Genomic DNA, 18,284 nt, shown 5'->3' with positions numbered 1-18,284 from the left:
GAAACAATGGGTAAGGGCGGTGTGTACGCGTTTCGTACAGAAAAGGGCGATGTGCAGACAAATAAAAACCCCTGCGGGCGTTGAAACCAGCAGGGGTCAGCAGGGTGGAAATCTGTTAGCGGCGCAAGCTCAGCAGCGCGCCAAGAAAAATACCGACCGCAGCGGCAGCGCCAACGCTGCACCAGGGTTTGTCTTTCACAAACGTATCGGCACAACCCACGGCGTCTCTCGCCGCTTGTTGCACACGGCTGCGGCCATGCATGCGTGCGCGGGTCTCTTTCAGCAGGGCCTGTGCTTTACGGCGCGCGCTTTCCGCTTCGTCTTTCGCGTCGCTGCCCCAGGATTTCAGCACGGCTTCGAGGCTGTCAGCGAGCTGGTTAACATCGTGGTTAATATCCTCAACACCTTCATCTACGTCACGGCGATTCGGTCTGTTAAACATAGGATCCTCCCTCGTTTTCGATGTGAATTTTAGTTTAGACCATAATTTTCAAGGCCAGACGGCAATCACGCCTTTCAGGTTCGTTTGTGGAATTTTCTGAGTCACGGTCCATGCTCAGTCATGTAAGGTGGCGAGGCTTTGGAAAGATGACGAGGAAAATCTATGTATTTAAGACCCGATGAAGTGGCGCGCGTGCTGGAAAAAGTGGGATTTACCATGGATGTGGCCACGCCGAAAACCTATGGTTATCGCCGTGGCGAAAATTATGTGTATGTTAACCGCGAAGCGCGTATGGGACGCACGGCGCTGGTGATCCACCCCACATTGAAAGAACGCAGTTCGTCGCTTGCGGAACCCGCCTCGGACATCAAACTGTGCGATCACTACCAGAATTTCCCGCTCTATTTCGGCGGCGATGCGCAGGAGCATTACGGCATTCCGCACGGCTTTAGTTCGCGCGTGGCGCTGGAAAAGTTTATTACGGGGTTATTTGGCGAAGCGCATTAAAAGGCGACAGACCAAAGCCTGCCGCCCGCCATCAGGCCTTGGCCTGATGGTAGTTGCTCACCCGGAACAGGCGGCGGCAATAATCGAGGAAGTAACCGTACACTGCGCCCATCATCATCGACAGCACAATATTGGAGCTGACTGCGGCGACAATCTGGTGCCAGTCGGCACCGACTCCCCACAAAATAGCGACATACACCGGTGACTGGAAGGTCACATAAGCCAGCACATCGGCGAGATTTTTCATCCAGCCAGACGGGCTAATACGGCGGGCGTAACGCATAAATGCATCGCGGTACATGCCATAAGGCCAGGCGATAATAATGTTCACCGGGATAGCCACCAGCCGCGATGAAAGTGACTGTTCAAAGCTCATTCCGGAGAGAAATATTTCAATCAACATGTTCACTACCGAACAGTAGACAACCATAGCAAAGGTGTCCGCAGCGGCGTGACGCAGGCGAGACTGCGAAGAGAACATGGTGGTGCTCCTTGGTAATCAATAAACAGGCTAATGAACGGTCGTGTTAGCGTTTTGAAACGGCTGGTTTGATGTGTGTAGATTATCTGTCTGCATTGAAACTAACAACTAGCTATAAATTTTTATTTTCTTTTCTTTATTGGATCAAGTGCTCTGTGTTTGCGTGAATTTTACGCATTTCATTATTTTTGTTGGGTTGGTTATGAAATATTTTATTTATCAAATGCTTGTATGTTTTGTGTGATGTGGCGCACTGAGCGGCTGGTGACTAAATGGGCGGGTTTTAGAGCGCTATGCTTTGCGAAAGAAAATAAAACATTAGGCAGCATTTTTTATGCTAACTAAGCGTGAATGGCAGTGTTTAATGCTGAAAAAGAGGTTGCTTGTTTATGCGGTTTTTTTGAATGGAAATGAAGTTTTAAGCGGTGGGTGAACGCCCACCGCCGCCGATCAGCAGACGCCAAAATCACCGTCTTCTTTATACAAAGAGACATCTTCCGCTTTCAGCGTGATTTTTGCTGCCTGCTCGTCGTGGGCCGGAACCGCGACAATCTGATCCTGATGGACTTCCAGAACTTTCAATTTTGGCCCGCCAATGCGTGGCTGCACAATATCGCCGACAGAAAACATGCTTTGCTCCTTTTGTAATGAGTTTGTGAAGATAAACATAGCCTGAACCTCTGCCAGGGTACAGCGTAAAAGAGGGTAAACACGGCCAGTGAAAGTGGCAGGTACAGTCAAAGTGGCTAATCTTTAAGGGATTGTCTTTTTTTCAATCAGCTGGAATGACGTTGCACAGGAGGTTTATATGGGTTTCTGGCGAGTTGTATTTACCATTATTCTGCCGCCGCTGGGCGTGCTGCTTGGCAAAGGCTTTGGATGGGCATTTATCATTAACATCCTGCTTACACTGCTGGGCTATTTCCCTGGCCTTATCCACGCGTTTTGGGTGCAAACCCGCAATTAACCCCTGTCGGGCGGGTCTCCGCCCATTATTAAAACTCACCTGATAACACCCCAATTTATGGTGGTTTTGCGTGAATTTTGCGCAAAAAAGTAAAGAAGCGATACGACGCAGACGATAACCGACTGATGAACGTTAATTCTATGGAGAAGATATGAGCATTCAGGATGTCGGTTCGGCTGCCGCGTTACAGACGTTGCCCGAAGTACGTCAGTCAAAAACCATCATGTTTGCCGGAAAAGAGATCGTCACGGAGCGCTCGATTTCCGTCAACATTTCAGCAGAAGCGCTGGCGAAGGGCATGGAAGGGCACACGCCGCCAACCAAAGAAGAAGCGGAAAAGAGGGCTCAGGCAATGGCGGTGGTTCGCAATGCCAACATGGCCACTTATGCCCGTGGGCCAAGCCTCGCCAGCGAGTTCTATTCCGATCCGCAAAGCGCGGGCGACGCGGTGAAATTTATCGACTTTTTCCAGCACTCAACCGTTAACCCTGATGACATGGCCGCCGCGCTGCATCAGGCGCTGGTCTCACCGCAAGCGAGCGGTGATTACACTACCAGCGCGATGGATCTGTCGATGACCCAGGCGAAGCTGAATGAGGTGGTGTCAAAGTACATCTCTGCTGATTATCAGCAACAGGCCAGCGCGTTTGTCGCTGGTTTTATTGCTGATAAAGCCGATCAGGCCGATCAGATTAACCGCGTGGTGCTGACACAGGCGTCGAATCTGGCGCAAAGTCTGGGCAATACGACACAAGCCAGGCAACATCAGCAGGCGATTGATCAACTGAGTGCGGGCACTCATGCCTCCCAGACGGTACGCAATCAAATGCTGAGTATCACCGCCAGCGGTACTGACAGCGATAGCTGGTTTACACAGTTTAATCAGTCAGTGGACAGTAGCGGAACGCTGCCGTTTATGCGTGATATCGAGAAAAACCACATCAGCGCGCTACAGCAGCAATGGCAGCAGTTTGCGGTCTTTTTGCAGACCGCAAAACAGAGCGATGCAGCACAAGAGGCGGGCAAGCAGTAGCCAGTAACCACTACCGCGTTGCAGCGCCATCCGGCTTAAGAACATCATCGTGAAAGGAAGAAAAGCCAGCGCGACAAGCATATCGCGCTGGTTTTTTCGCGGGTGTCAGAACGTTTCCCAGTTGTTGTCACTACTTGAAGGCGCTGCGGTAGCGACCGGGCGCAGCGGCGTGGCTTGCGGTTTGCCCTGTTTTGCACTCAGGAGTGGGTTGTGTCCGTTAACACGGAACACGGCAACCGCCTGACGCAACTGCTCGGCTTGCTGCTCCAGCGCGGCGGAAGCGGCAGCAGATTCCTGTACCAGCGCGGCGTTCTGCTGGGTTACGCTGTCCATCTGCGATACCGCGAGGCTCACCTGCTCAATTCCCTTGCTCTGTTCTTCAGAGGCGGAAGCGATTTCACCCATGATATCCGTCACGCGCGTAACAGCGTTGACGATCTCTTTCATCGTATCGCCCGCTTCAGCAACCTGCGTGGTACCGGAGTTCACCCGGTTCACCGAGTTATCGATCAGAGTTTTGATCTCTTTAGCCGCCTGCGCACTGCGGCTTGCCAGCGTACGGACTTCGCCTGCCACCACCGCAAAACCACGGCCCTGTTCACCGGCACGCGCCGCTTCTACCGCAGCGTTGAGCGCGAGAATGTTGGTCTGGAAGGCGATGCCGTCAATCACGCTGGTGATATGGGCGATTTGCTGCGAGCTGTCGGAAATTTCGCTCATCGTGCGCACCACGTTATTCACCACTTCGCCACCGCGCGCGGCGGTATCGGAGGCATTTTTCGCCAGATGCGATGCCTGACGGGCGTTATCGGTGTTCTGTTTCACCGTGGCTGTTAACTGTTCCATGCTGGCGGCGGTCTCTTCCAGCGAGGCGGCTTGTTGCTCGGTACGCGACGAGAGATCGTTGTTGCCGGTGGAGATTTCGCTCGCGCCGGTGTAAATCGAATCCGAGCTGTTACGCACCGCGCTGACGGTTTTCACCAGCGATGTTTGCATTTCATGTAAGCCGGCGGCGAGCTGGCTCATTTCGTTGCGCCCTTCGGCCGAAATGCTCATTGTCAAATCGCCCCCGGCGATAGCGCGAATATGCCCCATCACGCTGTGCAGCGGGCGCAAAAGCAAGTGCTGCAAACCGAGCCAGATAACAGTCATCACCGCAATTACCACCAACAAAATCACGCCCAGCGTCCACTGCATGCTGGTAAAACTGCTCTGGTTTTGTTGGGCGGCGGCTTGCAGGAAGGTATTGTTTTCCGCCCGCCATTTGGCGTAGCTGGCATCCATATCATCCTGCGCTTGCTGTGCGTCAAGGTTGCCATAGGCTTCATAGTTATTGGCGCGCAGGAAAGCGATCGACTGCTGCAACACATCGTGCATTTTGGTGATGTTCTGCGCCACTTCGTCGGCTAATGCAGCGTCCTGACCGGCAACGCGCGGTGTGCTTTTATAGTTGTTGAAATAGCCTTCTGACTTACCCAGAGAATCTGCCGCCGTAGTGAGCAGCTTTTCAATGCTGGCCAGCGACGCTGGATCGCGCTGGTTTTTCAAAAAGCGGATTGCCACGCGGGTAACGGTAACGCGTGTTTTGATAAGCGTGTTCACGCTGTCGCCAAGATTTTCTTGCTGCGCGTTCAGAACGCCAGTGTTCTGAAAGTTGACCCTGTCGTTATTGACCGCAGAGTAGAAAAGACCCCCAGTAACCAGTTGAAGAAGACAAAATACTGAAAGAGCAATAATGATGCCTGTAATAACCCGTATATTTTTAAGCATGGCCATAGTCCGTGAGAGAGTCGGGATTGCACCACTAATATCGACCTGGCCAGCATTAACTTTATGATCACTTTTTAAACACTTAAATAAGACTTAAATAAGTGCCGGCGCCTTGCGCGCCGGGAACATGTTTTAGATTTTTTTGCGGCGTTTTACGGCGAGAGCAATACGGGGTTCCAGCAGTTTTGCCACGGCGGCGAAGACGGGAACGACAACCGAGTTGCCAAACTGGCGATAAGCTTGGGTATCGGAAACCGGAATGCGAAACGGTTTTTCGCCCACTTTTTCAAACCCCATCAAACGCGCGCACTCATGCGGCGTCAGGCGTCGCGGGCGACGCGCCTGGTTTTCCGCGTTGGCAAAATCGGCCTCGCCGAGCGCTTTATCCCAACCGCGATCGATAAGAATTTCTGAACCATCTTTGTGATAACGCGCCGAAAGCGTGCGTGCTACGCTATCCGCGCGGGTTGGATCAACCAGCCCGAAACCAAAACCATTGCCTTTCGCGGCGTGTTTTTTCGCGTAGCGATAGAGGTAATCCCACAGCTTATGCGACAACACATATTTGCTGTCGACGGTTGGCTCCAGTAACTCACCGAACGCGGGCCGCTTTGCCGGATAAAAACGGTCAATATCGCGCAGGGTAAAGCCGTCGGCGAGATCTAAATCGCGGCGAAAACCCACCAGCACAATGCGCTCGCGGTGCTGAGGTAAAAAGTGTTTGCCATCGATGATTTTCGGGTCATCTTTGCCGTTTAGCGCGGCGTCAGCGACGTCATAGCCCAGCTCATCCAGCGTATTCATGATCACGCTGAAGGTTTTGCCTTTGTCGTGGCTCTTTAAATTTTTAACGTTTTCCAGCACGAAGATCGCCGGGCGACGGGCTTTGATAATGCGCGCCACATCGAAAAATAGCGTGCCCTGCGCTTCGCACTCAAACCCGTGCGCGCGACCCATGGCGTTCTTTTTACTCACGCCCGCGAGGCTAAAGGGCTGGCAGGGAAATCCGGCGAGCAGAACATCGTGGTCAGGGATCGTTGCGGCGATATGCGCATAGGCGTCGGCTTCGGAAACGTTCGGGTTGCCGCTCAGCGTCACTTCGCGAATATCCTGATTGAAGGTATGCGTGGCGTGATCGTTGTACCAGTTGGCTTTATAGGTGCGCACCGCGTTTTTATTCCATTCACTGGTAAACACGCACTGCCCGCCAATGGCTTCAAACCCGCTGCGAATACCGCCGATACCGGCGAAGAGATCGATAAAGCGAAAACGATAGTTCGGGTGATGGGCGGGCGGGGAGGGCAGCAAGCTGCGAAGCTGCGCTTCTTCGGCGGCGGTGAACGTTCTCGGATTGCCTTTGCCGTTGATCCAGCGGTTGAGCGATTCGCGGCTCCACTCGGCTTTACCCGCTTTTTTTAACTGCTCCGCCACATATTTCTGGCCGTAGATTTCCAGCACCTGATCCAGTAGTACCCGGTCCCGTTCCTGCTGTCGCTGCTGGTCAGTATCTGCCTGCGCCAGCAGATCCTGCGCAAGTGAATCAAATTCCGCCATGACGTCTCCTTGGGGTTAGGCCCTGAAATATATCACTCATTTGACCCAGAGGATAATCGGCAGGTGCGGGGATTTTTACTGCGCAATAAATGAAGGCGGTACTGATTCGGTGAGCCACACGCCGTTATCAGCTTGATAGAAAACAAAGCCCTGCGTCTGCATCTCGCCTGCGTTAACTCGCAGCACCACCGGTTTCCCATGGCGCTGGCCAACTGCCGTTGCTGTGACTTCATCGGCGGATAAATGCACATAATGGCGCGATTTTGCCTCAAGCCCCTGCGTCAGAATGTCGTCAAGGAAACGGGTAGCCGTGCCGTGATAAAGCGTTTCTGGCGGCACTTTCGGTTGATAGGAAATATTGACCTGCGCGGTGGAATGCCCCTGCGCGGCGCGGATTGATACACCATCGGCAGATAAAGTGAAGCGCTTTTTATCGCTGGTCTCGACAATCTGGCGGATCAGCTCGTGGGTAAACGCATAACCTTGCATCGCTGCGCCGGCGATCAGCGCATCAATATTGGCCCAGCCTTCCGCATCCAGCGTCAACCCAATCGCCTGAGGTTCATGGCGTAAGACGTAACTTAAAAACTTGCTCATCTCACTCTGTTTTTTGTCCATCAATGACTCTCCGTTTGAAAGCGCCATTATCGGGCGACTTTTCTGTGCGGGCAATTACCCACTTCTGGCAGCGCAAACCTGCTTAACTGCGGTTCCACGGCATTTTCGCCAGCAGCAGCGCCATGCCACACCAGCCGCTCAGACCCGCAAACAGCAAACCCGCGCCGACAAAACCCGACAGCAGGAAGAAATTAGGGTGAAGCGTAAAACCAAGCACCACACCGAGCAGGATCAGGCTGCCTGCCACAATCTGCACCTGCTGCATCAGCGGGCGCGGCTGACGTTTATCCTGCATCGTTGGCAGCTTTTCGCGCTTCCAGTTATTGAGCCCACCGTCGAGGATCATCACCTTAGCTGGCGCTGCGGCGCGTACTAATGCGTCGGCGTTTTGTTGCGTGCGCATGCCGGACTGGCAATGGAAAATAACCGTTTGGTCCGGCGAAATTGGCGTAACAGTTTGCCCGGCAAGCACGTCGTCCAGCGGCAGGGAAACCGCGTCCGGCAAATGTTCACGACGAAATTCATCCGCCTGGCGAATATCAACAATCAGCGCGCCGTTTTGCTGCTGCGCACTGGCTTCTTGTGGGCTGACGAGGGTGTACTGCATGGTTATATCTCCGGGCAATAAATGGTTTTCAGCGTATGAACCAGCGTGCGGATCGCAGGCGCTTTAATGAAGTAGTTCACCCGCTGCGCCTGGCGCTGGCTTTCGATCAACCCTTCCTCTTTCATCCGTGCCAGATGCTGCGACGTGGCGGAAGGGCTAAGGCCTGTAATCGCGCTTAGCTCCCCGGCGGATGTGCCGGGCGCGTCGCACAACATGCAGAGGATCAGTAAACGATGCGGGTTACTCATCGCTTTCAGCAGGGCAGACGCTTTCTCTGCCTGCGCTTGCAGTAAGGTGATATCCGGACTGGTCATTTTATTTTAGCATTGTCTAAATTTAGATAACTCTAAAATAAGTGGCGTGGAGAAAGCAACCTGTATGAATAAATTACTCACACTTTCGGTTTGAATTCTGGCCGCCGACTCCGTTTACTGACGGCTAACATCCCGCTATCTATGGAGAAAAACGTGAAAGTTTGCCGCTATCTCAACTGTGCGATTTGCGCCCTTACCATGTGGGTCAACGGCGCGAACGCCTGGAGCAACGCGCTGCCGGTTGGGCCTGCGGCAGGTGATCAAACGCTTTCGCCGTTTTATATCTGGGATGGCGCGTTACCCGATAAACCCGGCGTGATGCTGCGTGAAGAGCCGATTCCCGGTCAGCCTGACATTACTGATGCCAGCGAGATCGCGCGCATTCTTTATACCTCGCAGGATAAACGCTGGAATGCTGGCATCGTGCCGGTCAGCGGTACGCTGTGGTTGCCGAAAGGGCACGCGCCAAAAGGCGGCTGGCCGCTTGTCGCCTGGGCGCACGGCACGCTGGGCGTTGCCGATAGCTGTGCGCCTTCCTGGACTAACCCAACCCCGCGGGATGCGCACTATATCAATCAGTGGCTGAAGCACGGTTTTGCCGTCGTCGCCACCGATTACCAGGGGCTAGGTGGGCCAGGCCCGCACCCATATATGAACTGGGAAGCAGAAGGGCGTTCGGTGCTGGACAGCGTGCGCGCTGTGCTCAGCAGCACGCCGCAACTGGCAAATAACCTGGTGATCAGCGGTCAGTCGCAAGGCTCCGGCGCATCGCTTGGCGCCAGCCTGCTCGCGGCGGATTACGCGCCGGAACTCCAGCTTCGCGCGACCATTGCTACCGGTGTGGTCGCCACTTTTCCGGATGGCCCGATCAAAGCGGGATCTACGCGGCCAGGGCAGCGCGATCCTGCCCGTTTTACGCTGCTGCGCATCATTGGCGGTTCGCTGCCGGACGGCGCACCGCCAGCGGAAAAATGGGTGACAGATCAAGGCGCGAAGATGCTGGCGCTCGCCAGAACATCCTGTATGCCGGAACTGGGGCGCTATGAGCGCCACGAAAAACTGACTGGTGACACGGTGTTTATCGGTGGCACAAAACAGGTGGAGTCAACCTTGCTTGCGGTAACGGATATGCCGGTGAAAACCTTTCCTGCGCCGCTGTTTACCGCAACCGGGCTTGCCGATCATACGTTGTCACCGCATCACCAGTACGCCGCTATCGCTGCGCTCTGCGCGGGTGGCAATGCGGTGGAGTGGAAGACCTACCCCGGCATTACGCATAACGGTGTGGTTAACGTCGCTTTCGATGACGAACTGAAATTTGTACGCGGCGTGATGGAAAACGCCCCGCAGTCCAACAGTTGTGGTTCGTTACAGGCCCCGGGGAAATTGCAGCAGCCATTAGAGGGCGTGCCGTTTAACCGGTAGCGTACCGGGCAGACCAGAAATGCAGCAATACACTCTCCGCCTGAAAGACAGCAAGTAAAAGGGAGAAATCGGTGTCAGGCACCGGTTGTCGATAACCGACACCGACGGGGTTTTGCTGAAGAGTGATGTGCTCATGCTCCTCGCCTGTTTGTGTTAAGCCGCCAGCAGGGCTGCATGCTTAAAAACAGAGCAAACAGGAGAGGGGGGCAGGCGGAATATATTCTTATGACGTGGAGTGGCGAAAGCGCAGCGTTGCAGGCAGCACCCGCTGCGGTGAAGCCGGTTCATTGCCTTCTATCATCTGGGTGATGATATCAAAGCAGTCCTGCGCGAGTCGCGGGACATTCTGCTCCACCGTATCAATCGGTAGCGTCAGCGAATCATATAAATAGTGATCGTCGAAGCTGGCGATATGAATATCGCTCTCCAGCATATGGTGCTGGCTCATATAACGCAGCACCCCTTCCAGCAGGCCGCAGGCGGCGGTGAACAGCGCTTTTGGCGGGCGGCCCAGTTTCGCGCACAGGGCGGAGAACATTTCGTAACCGCTGCTCGGATGATAATTACCGTGAATAATCCACTCCGGGCGCGGAGTCACACCGGCGCGCTCCAGCCCTTGCATAAATCCGGCAAGGCGGTCTTTGGTGGGCGACAGGCGCGGTTGCCCGCCAAGAAAGTAGACTTCATCCGGGTTGGCGCGCGCCAGCCGTTCGACCAGTTCGGCGGTCGGCGTCAGCGAATCGGTGATCACCAACGGCAACTGTGTGTCATTGATATGGCGGTCAAACAGCACCACCGGCAACTGCTCGCTGAGCTTCACATAGTCGGCGTCGTTTTGCATGCTGGAGGCGACAATCAGCCCGTCGACCTGGCGCGCAACCAGGTTATTGACCACCACCGTTTCCTGGCTGGCGTTTTCATCGGTACAGGAGATAAGTAGCTGCAAACCGGCTTCGCGGCAGAGATTTTCCAGCTCGTGAGAAAAAACAGCGAAACCGTAGTTGGTGATTTCCGGCACCACCAGCCCCAGCGTGTGGCTGCGGTTTTCACGCAGCAGGCGGGCGTGAATGCTGGGCTGGTAATGATGCTGCTGGGCGATAGCCTGCACGCGATCGCGCGTCTCCTGCGCCACGCGCAGCTCTTTACCACGGCCGTTAAGCACCAGGCTGGCGGTGGCTTTTGAGACCCCCGCCAGCGCGGCGATATCACTGATGGTAACGCGTTTTGTTTTTCTCACGGTTGTGCATCGGTTAAGGAAACAAGCACTTATTCTACCATGCAAGCACGTAACGACCAGTAGCTGGCCTGCACTTCTGCGTCTCCCGTCAGGGTTATTTGCGCCGGATGGGCCGGGAAGTAGCGGCTGCTCATCACCCCTTCGCCATCGTTGATAAAGATTTCGACGCTGGAGTGGTCGCAAAAGATCTGCAACTTATGCGCACATCCGTTCCAGTAACGGTGCTGCCACACGCCGTTCTCCAGACTGCGACGTGAAAGACGCAGTTCATCGTGCTGCCATTCGAGGCGCAGCGTATCGGCGAAATCCAGCGTTATGCCGCCCGCACTTTCCAGCACCAGTTCCAGGCGCTGCGCATCCAGCGCGGGCATCTTGTGCGCTGTGCCGCGATAATGTTGCTGATCACCACGCAGTGCCTGCAACTCCCTGACCGGTTGCTGATAGAGTTTTCCGTTGCGCGAGGACAGCTCTCGCAGGCAGGTCATCTGGTGGATCCAACCGTTGGCAACGGTCGGCTGACGCATCTCTTCGCCGTCCGGCACGCCCATCCAGCCTACCAGCAGGCGGCGCCCGTCGGCGCTGAGCGTGGTTTGCGGAGCATAAAACTCAAACCCGGCGTCCAGTTCGTGAAAGTCGCCGTGCTGGTAGCTTGCACTGGCGTAGTCGAGCTGACCGCTTAAATAAGCGCTTGGGTAAGTGTTGAGATAACGCTTCTCTTCCCGCGCGATCCCCTGCGGACAGCAGATTAAAAACGTACTGCCGTTAAGGGTGAACATGTCCGGGCACTCCCACATATAGCCCGCGTCACCCAGTCCACCCAGCCCGCTACCGGCGATTTCGCCAAGGTTTTGCCAGTTCCACAGGTTTTCGGAACGCAGGAGTAAAACTTTGCCCTGCAATTGCAGGTCCTGCGCGCCCAGTACCATGTACCAATAGTCGCCGTGGCGCCACACTTTCGGGTCGCGAACGTGGCCGGTGTAGCCGTGCGGCAGGGGGATGGCCGGGCCGAGCTTGTCGAAGCCGCCCGCGCTGTTTTGCACCGCCAGGCATTGCCACGCGGTGCGCGTGCCATCATCAAATTTCACATTGCCGGTATAACAAAGCGTCAGGACGCCATTGTTATCAACAGCGCTGCCGGAATAACAACCGCTGCGGTCATACTCTTCATCAGGCATCAACGCGACAGGTTCATGCTGCCAGCGCACTAAGTCCTCTGAACTCCAGTGCCCCCAGCACTTGTGCTGGTGCTGGCAGCCCAGCGCATTCCACTGGTAGAACAGGTGGTAGCGCCCGGCAAAGTGGATAAACCCGTTTGGATCGTTGAGCAGCCCGGTGGCCGGCGCCAGGTGCCAGCCGGGGTAGTGGCTGTCATTCAGCGCCTTCGGTAGACCTTTCATCACCGCCTGTAAAATGGCGGGTAGCAGCGGTTGTGAAGCCATTATTCAGAGTCCGTTTTGTATTTCAGCAGGTAAGAGATAACAAAGGCGACGCTAAAGGCGATAGCCATGCCGATAATATAATTCAGCAGCGAGCTGGCCTGCACAATCGCCATCCCTGGTAGGCCGGTCAGGCCAACCGCCGTCATATAGACATGCACCGACACCACCCACGCGCCGCCAACCGCGCCGCCAATCAGTGCGGCGATAAACGGTTTTACAAAGCGCAGGTTGATACCGAAAATTGCCGCCTCGGTAATGCCGAGCAGGGCAGAGAACGCCGAGGGCAGGGTAATCGCTTTAATCTTCGCGTCTTTGGTTTTAAACCATACCGCCAGGCACGCGCCGCCCTGCGCCACGTTTGCCATCGCCCAAATCGGCAGCAGGAAGTTAACGCCAATCGATGGATTCCCCAACAGCCCGGCTTCAATGGCATGGAAGCTGTGGTGCACACCGGTGATCACTATCACCGAATACAAGCCGCCGAACAGCAAACCGGCCAGCCATCCGGCATGGGTGATAAGGGTGCTGAGCACAAACGAGATGCCGTCGCCGAGCGCGCGACCCGCCGGGCCGATAATCAACATCGCGACAAAGCCGGAGATAATCACCGTCAGGAACGGCGTGAGGATCAGATCCAGCGCATCCGGGATCACCCGGCGCAGCTGTTTTTCCAGCAGGCTCATAAACCACACCGCCAGCAGCACCGGGAAGACAGTCCCCTGGTAGCCGATCATCGCCACTTCGATGCCGAAGAAATTCATGGTGTGGAAGCCAGCCGCCACGCCCCAGGCGTTGGTCAGCGCTGGGTGAGTCAGAATGCCGCCGAGCGTTGCGCCAAGGTACGGGTTACCGCCAAATTCGCGCGCGGCAGTAAAGCCAATCAGGATCGGCAGAATGATAAACGCCGCCGAGCTGAACATGTCGAGCATGATATAGAGCGCGTTGTCGGCGCTGACCCAGCCGTAGGTTTTCACCATCCCCAGCAAGCCCATCAGCAGGCCGGAGGCGACAATCGCCGGAATAATCGGCACGAAAATGTTGGAGAGCAAACGGGCGATACGCTGGAACGGGTTCAGTTTACGCGCGGCAATGTCTGCCGCTTCCGATTTACTGGTTTCGCTGATCCCGGCTTCGGCAATAAACGCGGCGTAGACTTTGTTCACTACGCCTGTGCCAAAGATAATCTGCAACTGACCAGCGTTACGAAAGCACCCCTTTACGCCGTCGACTTTGCCAATCGCGGCAGTGTCTGCTTTAGCGTCTTCCACCAGCACCAGGCGCAGGCGTGTCGCGCAGTGCGCGGCGCTGGCAATATTGTCCTTGCCTCCCAGCAGCGGCAGTAGCGACCGGGAAATTTGTGCAAAATCCATAAAAACCTCTGTTTTATCGTTTTTGTGGGACTAACCGGCAAAAAGGGCTCCCGAAGGAGCCGTTTCATCAGAACCAGGTTTCCATTTGTACGCCGAAGTTCCATTCACCGCCGGCCTTGAAGCCGTCGCTGCCAAAGGCATCGGAGCTCGCATATTTATCCAGACGATGATCCCAGTCCATCCAGGTGGCGAACAGGCGGATTTCCGGGCGTTTAAGGAATTCACCCACATCGCTGGCTTTCAGCGTTGGGGCGACGGTGAGTTTGTAGAAGTTGCCGCTGACCGCGTTGCGGCTGTTGTAGCCTTCCGGGCGCAGATCCATGTACTGATAGCTGCCTTCATACTGCATTTCGAAGTTTTCGGTAAAGCCCTGAATCAGGCGCACGTTGGCGGTTGCCCATTGATAGCTGTCGCCTTTGACATAGCGATCTTTGCTGGTCTGCGCCAGCAGTGCCGGGGCAATATGCCAGCCGCCGCCGAGCGGCGTAATACCGTAGCTGGCAAGACGCCAGGTGTTGGCTTCCGGCAGCAGCGCGCCGTCTGAACCGATCGACTTCACTTCCGCACCCAGGCCGTGACCATACAGCAGCGCGGTTTTCGCTGACCCTTCGCGCAGGCCGTAGAAGCTGTCGTTATGCAGGCCGAGCAGGGCATGTACGCCGGTGTTCGCCGCATCGCTCTTCACTTTGTTGCCGTCGAGATCGAGGCGATCATCGTTGTCTTTGGCGCGCATCCCGCTCACCATCAACTGCACCGGACCGTAGAAGTTATTCAGCGAGAGAATGTAGTTCTGCGCGGTGTTTTTGCTGTTTTCGATATCACCGAAAGTGCGCCCGTAAATCGAGACGTTGCTGCGCGCGTTGTCGCCCCATTTCATGTCGTAGACGCCCGCGCCGGTCCCGGCGAGGAACACCACATCGGAGTCGATCCAGTGAATGTCGAAGTTGTCGCGGTCAAAGCGTTTACCGGCCCAGACGGTGGAATCTTTAAACGCGCCGCTGAAGCTTGGCAGATGGCCGATTTCGGTAAATGCCTGGCGCAGGTTGAGATCGCTTGAGGACGCCGTCCAGTCGTTATAGGTTTTCTGCCCGTCGGCGAGCATCACTTTAAAGCGCGTGGTCGCACCGTTCGCCAGCGTCTGTTTATGCTCGAGGTTCATCTCAACATAGGTGTCCGGCTCATTCCCCAGACGACCAACGTGGCCGCCGGTTTCTCCGGCAGGTGTCACCGTTGGGCCACCCTGCGTTTTGGCGGCCGAGTTGTTCATCAGCAAGCCGGAGCGGGCGTAGCCGTGGAACTCAAACCCGCCTTCTTCAGCGGCTTTTTGTTCCAGTTTGGCGATACGCTGCTCAACCGGGGCGGTGGTGGTCTGGTTTTTTTGCTGGGCGGCAGCCAGTTGCTGGGCCTGTTTTTCGGCGGCCTGCGCACGGTTTTCGGCGGCGTTAGCGCGTTGTTCTGCGGCTTGCAGGCGCTGTTCCAGTGCGGCGAGACGCGCTTCAATGCTGCTCATGCTGGGGTCGGCGGCGTGAGCGGCCCCGGCGCTTAATATCAAACCAAGGGTTACGGCGAGCGTGCTTTTTTTCATCTTTTTGCATCCCTAAGGAAGAGCCATCATCACAGAGTTATTTTGCTAAACCGGTTTAGGCCTCGAATCATAATCAAGGCCATTTTCTCCACGCAATGAAATTTGCTAAACCGGTTTAGTGATTGTGAGACGGCTCGCAAAACGAAGCCGCAGGCCCGCTAAATCAGCGGCATTGTTCCAGAAGCTGGTGGTGATACGGCAGGGCGGTCATCGCACCTTTGGCGGTAGTCGCCAGCGCGCCGCAGATCTGCGCGCTGGCAAGCCTCGCGGACAACTGCGCTTCGCAGTCCGGCAGACCGTGCTCCGCGAGCCCCCACAACAGCCCGGCGACAAAGGCGTCGCCCGCACCGGTGGTATCGATGCTCACCACCGGTAAAGTGGGGTAGTGGAAAATCTTGCCGCTGTGCCAGGCGGTGACGCCCGCTTTTCCTTGTGTCACCAGTAATAAGCTAATGGCATAACGGCTTGCCATGGCTTGCATGCTGGCCTCAAGCTGTGTGGAACCGGAAAAAAACGCCAGCTCCTCTTCAGACAGTTTCACCACATCGGCCAGCGTTAACGCCTGGCTCAGGCACTGGCGAAGCTGCGTGGCGTCCGACCAGAGATCCTGGCGGATATTGGGATCGAAGCTGACAAAGCCGCCCGCGCTGCGCACCCGCTGCATGGCAGAGAAGGTGGTGGATCGCGATGGTTCTGCTGCCAGCGCAATCGAGCAGCAGTGTAGCCATTCGCCGCACTGGAATTCCGGCAGGTCGCTTTCGGCAAGAAACAGGTCGGCGCTCGGGCGTACCATAAAGGTAAACGAACGTTCACCGTCATCGTCCAGCGCCACCACCACCGTGGAGGTGCGCTGCGACGGGTCAGCGCGCATAAACGCCGTGTCGACCTGTTCTGCTGACAGCGTTTGTTGCATAAAACGACCAAATGGATCGTCACCGACGCGGCCAATAAACCCGCTATTTCCCTGTAACCGCGCAACGCCGACCGCAACATTCGCCGGTGCGCCGCCGGGACACTGCATTAAATGCCCCGGTGCTTCCGGCAGTAAATCCACGACGGCATCGCCCAGACACCAGACTCTGGCTGACATGCTTTTCTCCTGACAAAATGTATTGCTAAAAATTAACTAAAACGGTTTAGCAAATCAATGACGTTTTGCAAGACCTGTGATTTTTTAACCCCTGCTGTGCGGTGGATTTTATGCGCAACGTAAAAGATATATCAGAGAAAGAAGAATATAGTCAGGCGGAAAATAACAATTCCCGGCCATATAAGATCTGAATTCTTCTCATGAAATATAAATTAAGATAATGAGGGCGGTTATTTATATCAGCAGGTTAGCTGCTCTTATTAATAAATATACATTTCACCTGTTAATGGTTTTTTTCTTTAAAATTCAGTCTAATGACTTGCCATTTCCATTCATTTAATTACTGGATAAGGAAATTCCATTCGTTTGAAAAAATAAAAATCAGGGTTTATAGCTTTCTCAGGCATAACGAATTACCGATTGCACCCATAAGGAGAGAGCACATGGATGAGCAATACCCTGGCATAGATGATATTTATGCCTCCCTGGAATTATCTTCGTCCCTGGAAAAACACCAGTTCCCCGCTAAAGAACGGGACCCGCGCAATGTCTTTGCCGCAGTACGCGACGAATTGATGCTTGACGGTAACTCACGACAAAACCTGGCAACGTTTTGCCAGACATGGGTCGATGATGAAATTCGGACATTGATGGATTTGTCCATCGACAAGAACATGATCGATAAAGACGAATATCCGCAAACGGCTGAAATTGAGTCTCGCTGCGTACATATGCTGGCCGATTTATGGCACTCGCCGGAGGCGCAAAACACGCTCGGTTGCTCGACGATTGGTTCCTCTGAAGCGGCAATGCTCGGCGGGCTGGCGCTGAAATGGCGCTGGCGAAAAAAACAGGCCGCTGCAGGCAAACCTACCGACAAACCGAACCTGATCTGCGGGCCTGTGCAAATCTGCTGGCACAAGTTTGCCCGCTATTTTGATGTTGAGCTGCGCGAAATTCCCCTGCAAGGCCAGCGGTTAGTGATGAACGCCGAAGAGGTGATCAAGCGGGTTGATGAGAACACCATTGGCGTTGTCCCGACGATGGGCGTCACCTTCTCGTGCCAGTATGAGCCGGTAAAAGCGGTGCATGATGCGCTGGATAAGCTGCAACAGGAAACCGGTCTTGATATTCCCATCCATGTTGACGGTGCCAGCGGCGGGTTTCTGGCGCCGTTTTGCGCACCGGATATTGCGTGGGATTTTCGCCTGCCGCGGGTGAAATCAATTAATGCCTCTGGCCACAAATTCGGTCTTGCACCGCTGGGTGCCGGTTGGGTCGTATGGCGCGAGGCCGCCGATTTGCCGGAAGAACTGATTTTTAATGTTAACTACCTCGGCGGCAACATGCCGACGTTCGCCCTCAACTTTTCACGGCCTGGCGGGCAGGTCATTGCCCAGTATTACAATTTCCTGCGTCTGGGGCGGGAAGGCTACACGAAAATTCATCACGCCTGTTACCAGACAGCGCAGTATCTGGCGCGGGAAATCGACAAACTTGGGCCGTTCAAAATCTTGTTCGATGGCGACAGCCAGCAAGGCATTCCCGCGCTGGCGTGGACGCTGCGCACCGAGCGCGCCATTGGCGAATACACCCTTTATGACCTTGCAGATCGCCTGCGCAGCCGCGGCTGGCAGGTGCCCGCCTATTCAATGCCAGCCCATCGCGAAGATTTGGTTATCCAGAGGGTGCTGGTGCGCCACGGTGTAAGCCATGATCTCGCCAGCTTGCTGGTGGACGATATTAAGCGCGCGCTTGACTACTTTTCCCGCCATCCGGTCATAAACCCGCTCAGTGCTGAGGAAGCCAGTGGTTTTAATCACGCCTGAGGCCCGGAAAGTCTCG

Annotated in this window: 18 protein-coding genes; 5 read left to right on the top strand and 13 right to left on the bottom strand. The window is 55.2% G+C overall.

Translation table 11 applies throughout. The features are described 5' to 3' along the window. Positions 1–115: 115 nt before the first annotated feature. Entirely contained in the window at positions 116–442 is a 327-nt protein-coding gene (locus DFO56_RS19600; RefSeq protein ID WP_017459337.1) for a DUF883 domain-containing protein, read from the bottom strand. Positions 443–604: 162 nt separating this feature from the next. On the opposite strand from DFO56_RS19600, the gene DFO56_RS19595 reads away from it, so the two are divergent. Continuing rightward, a complete protein-coding gene (locus DFO56_RS19595; RefSeq protein ID WP_017459338.1) occupies positions 605–949 on the top strand; it encodes a DUF2002 family protein in 345 nt (114 codons plus the stop codon). A 31-nt stretch (positions 950–980) separates the two neighbouring features. Here DFO56_RS19595 and alaE read toward each other — a convergent pair whose 3' ends face one another. Then, the gene (gene alaE, locus DFO56_RS19590; protein WP_017459339.1) at positions 981–1,430 is read right to left on the bottom strand and encodes an L-alanine exporter AlaE; all 450 of its coding nucleotides are present in this window, start codon (positions 1,428–1,430) and stop codon (positions 981–983) included. 450 nt (positions 1,431–1,880) lie between these two features. Beyond that, positions 1,881–2,060 (bottom strand): hypothetical protein, encoded by a 180-nt coding sequence (locus tag DFO56_RS19585; RefSeq protein WP_020454900.1) that lies wholly within the window; start codon positions 2,058–2,060, stop codon positions 1,881–1,883. Positions 2,061–2,238: 178 nt separating this feature from the next. Between DFO56_RS19585 and DFO56_RS19580 the strand changes: the two genes are divergently transcribed. Further along, a complete protein-coding gene (locus DFO56_RS19580) occupies positions 2,239–2,397 on the top strand; it encodes a YqaE/Pmp3 family membrane protein (RefSeq protein ID WP_017459341.1) in 159 nt (52 codons plus the stop codon). Between the two features lie 151 nt (positions 2,398–2,548). Next, a complete protein-coding gene (locus DFO56_RS19575; protein WP_045510907.1) occupies positions 2,549–3,430 on the top strand; it encodes a hypothetical protein in 882 nt (293 codons plus the stop codon). Between the two features lie 105 nt (positions 3,431–3,535). Here DFO56_RS19575 and DFO56_RS19570 read toward each other — a convergent pair whose 3' ends face one another. The 5 genes from DFO56_RS19570 to DFO56_RS19550 all read right to left on the bottom strand — a co-directional run bounded on the left by DFO56_RS19570 (position 3,536) and on the right by DFO56_RS19550 (position 8,293). Beyond that, positions 3,536–5,200, bottom strand: coding sequence for a methyl-accepting chemotaxis protein (locus DFO56_RS19570; RefSeq protein ID WP_045510902.1), 1,665 nt, complete (start codon positions 5,198–5,200; stop codon positions 3,536–3,538). A 132-nt stretch (positions 5,201–5,332) separates the two neighbouring features. Then, positions 5,333–6,754 (bottom strand): DNA cytosine methyltransferase, encoded by a 1,422-nt coding sequence (locus DFO56_RS19565; RefSeq protein ID WP_045510900.1) that lies wholly within the window; start codon positions 6,752–6,754, stop codon positions 5,333–5,335. 75 nt (positions 6,755–6,829) lie between these two features. Next, positions 6,830–7,372 (bottom strand): RNA 2'-phosphotransferase, encoded by a 543-nt coding sequence (locus DFO56_RS19560; RefSeq protein WP_045510898.1) that lies wholly within the window; start codon positions 7,370–7,372, stop codon positions 6,830–6,832. Positions 7,373–7,454: 82 nt separating this feature from the next. Then, positions 7,455–7,979 (bottom strand): rhodanese family protein, encoded by a 525-nt coding sequence (locus tag DFO56_RS19555; RefSeq protein ID WP_045510895.1) that lies wholly within the window; start codon positions 7,977–7,979, stop codon positions 7,455–7,457. A 2-nt stretch (positions 7,980–7,981) separates the two neighbouring features. Beyond that, positions 7,982–8,293, bottom strand: coding sequence for a helix-turn-helix transcriptional regulator (locus DFO56_RS19550; RefSeq protein WP_045510887.1), 312 nt, complete (start codon positions 8,291–8,293; stop codon positions 7,982–7,984). 153 nt (positions 8,294–8,446) lie between these two features. Between DFO56_RS19550 and DFO56_RS19545 the strand changes: the two genes are divergently transcribed. Beyond that, positions 8,447–9,718, top strand: a complete 1,272-nt coding sequence (locus DFO56_RS19545) for a lipase family protein (RefSeq protein WP_045510884.1) — start codon at positions 8,447–8,449, stop codon at positions 9,716–9,718. A gap of 223 nt (positions 9,719–9,941) precedes the next feature. Here the strand turns inward: DFO56_RS19545 and DFO56_RS19540 are convergent, their stop codons facing one another. From DFO56_RS19540 to DFO56_RS19520, 5 genes are all read right to left on the bottom strand, one after another. Continuing rightward, positions 9,942–10,955, bottom strand: a complete 1,014-nt coding sequence (locus DFO56_RS19540) for a substrate-binding domain-containing protein (protein ID WP_020454892.1) — start codon at positions 10,953–10,955, stop codon at positions 9,942–9,944. 29 nt (positions 10,956–10,984) lie between these two features. After that, on the bottom strand, positions 10,985–12,394 hold the full coding sequence (locus tag DFO56_RS19535) for a sucrose-6-phosphate hydrolase (protein WP_045510875.1): 1,410 nt from the start codon (positions 12,392–12,394) through the stop codon (positions 10,985–10,987). After that, positions 12,394–13,764 (bottom strand): sucrose-specific PTS transporter subunit IIBC, encoded by a 1,371-nt coding sequence (locus tag DFO56_RS19530; protein WP_020454890.1) that lies wholly within the window; start codon positions 13,762–13,764, stop codon positions 12,394–12,396. The genes DFO56_RS19535 and DFO56_RS19530 overlap by 1 nt, the downstream gene beginning before the upstream one ends. Positions 13,765–13,831: 67 nt before the next feature. Continuing rightward, positions 13,832–15,349 carry a carbohydrate porin gene (locus DFO56_RS19525; protein WP_045510872.1) on the bottom strand — a complete coding sequence of 506 codons (1,518 nt, stop codon included), beginning with the start codon at positions 15,347–15,349 and terminating at the stop codon, positions 13,832–13,834. A gap of 163 nt (positions 15,350–15,512) precedes the next feature. Beyond that, complete coding sequence (locus DFO56_RS19520; RefSeq protein WP_045510868.1) at positions 15,513–16,439, bottom strand: aminoimidazole riboside kinase; 927 nt, start codon at positions 16,437–16,439, stop codon at positions 15,513–15,515. Between the two features lie 443 nt (positions 16,440–16,882). On the opposite strand from DFO56_RS19520, the gene DFO56_RS19515 reads away from it, so the two are divergent. Continuing rightward, on the top strand, positions 16,883–18,268 hold the full coding sequence (locus DFO56_RS19515) for a glutamate decarboxylase (protein ID WP_045510861.1): 1,386 nt from the start codon (positions 16,883–16,885) through the stop codon (positions 18,266–18,268). Positions 18,269–18,284 lie beyond the last annotated feature (16 nt).

The organism is Kosakonia sp. AG348 (genome assembly GCF_003337365.1).
GTDB lineage: Bacteria > Pseudomonadota > Gammaproteobacteria > Enterobacterales > Enterobacteriaceae > Kosakonia.
This window is presented reverse-complemented; position numbering and strand designations above follow the sequence as displayed.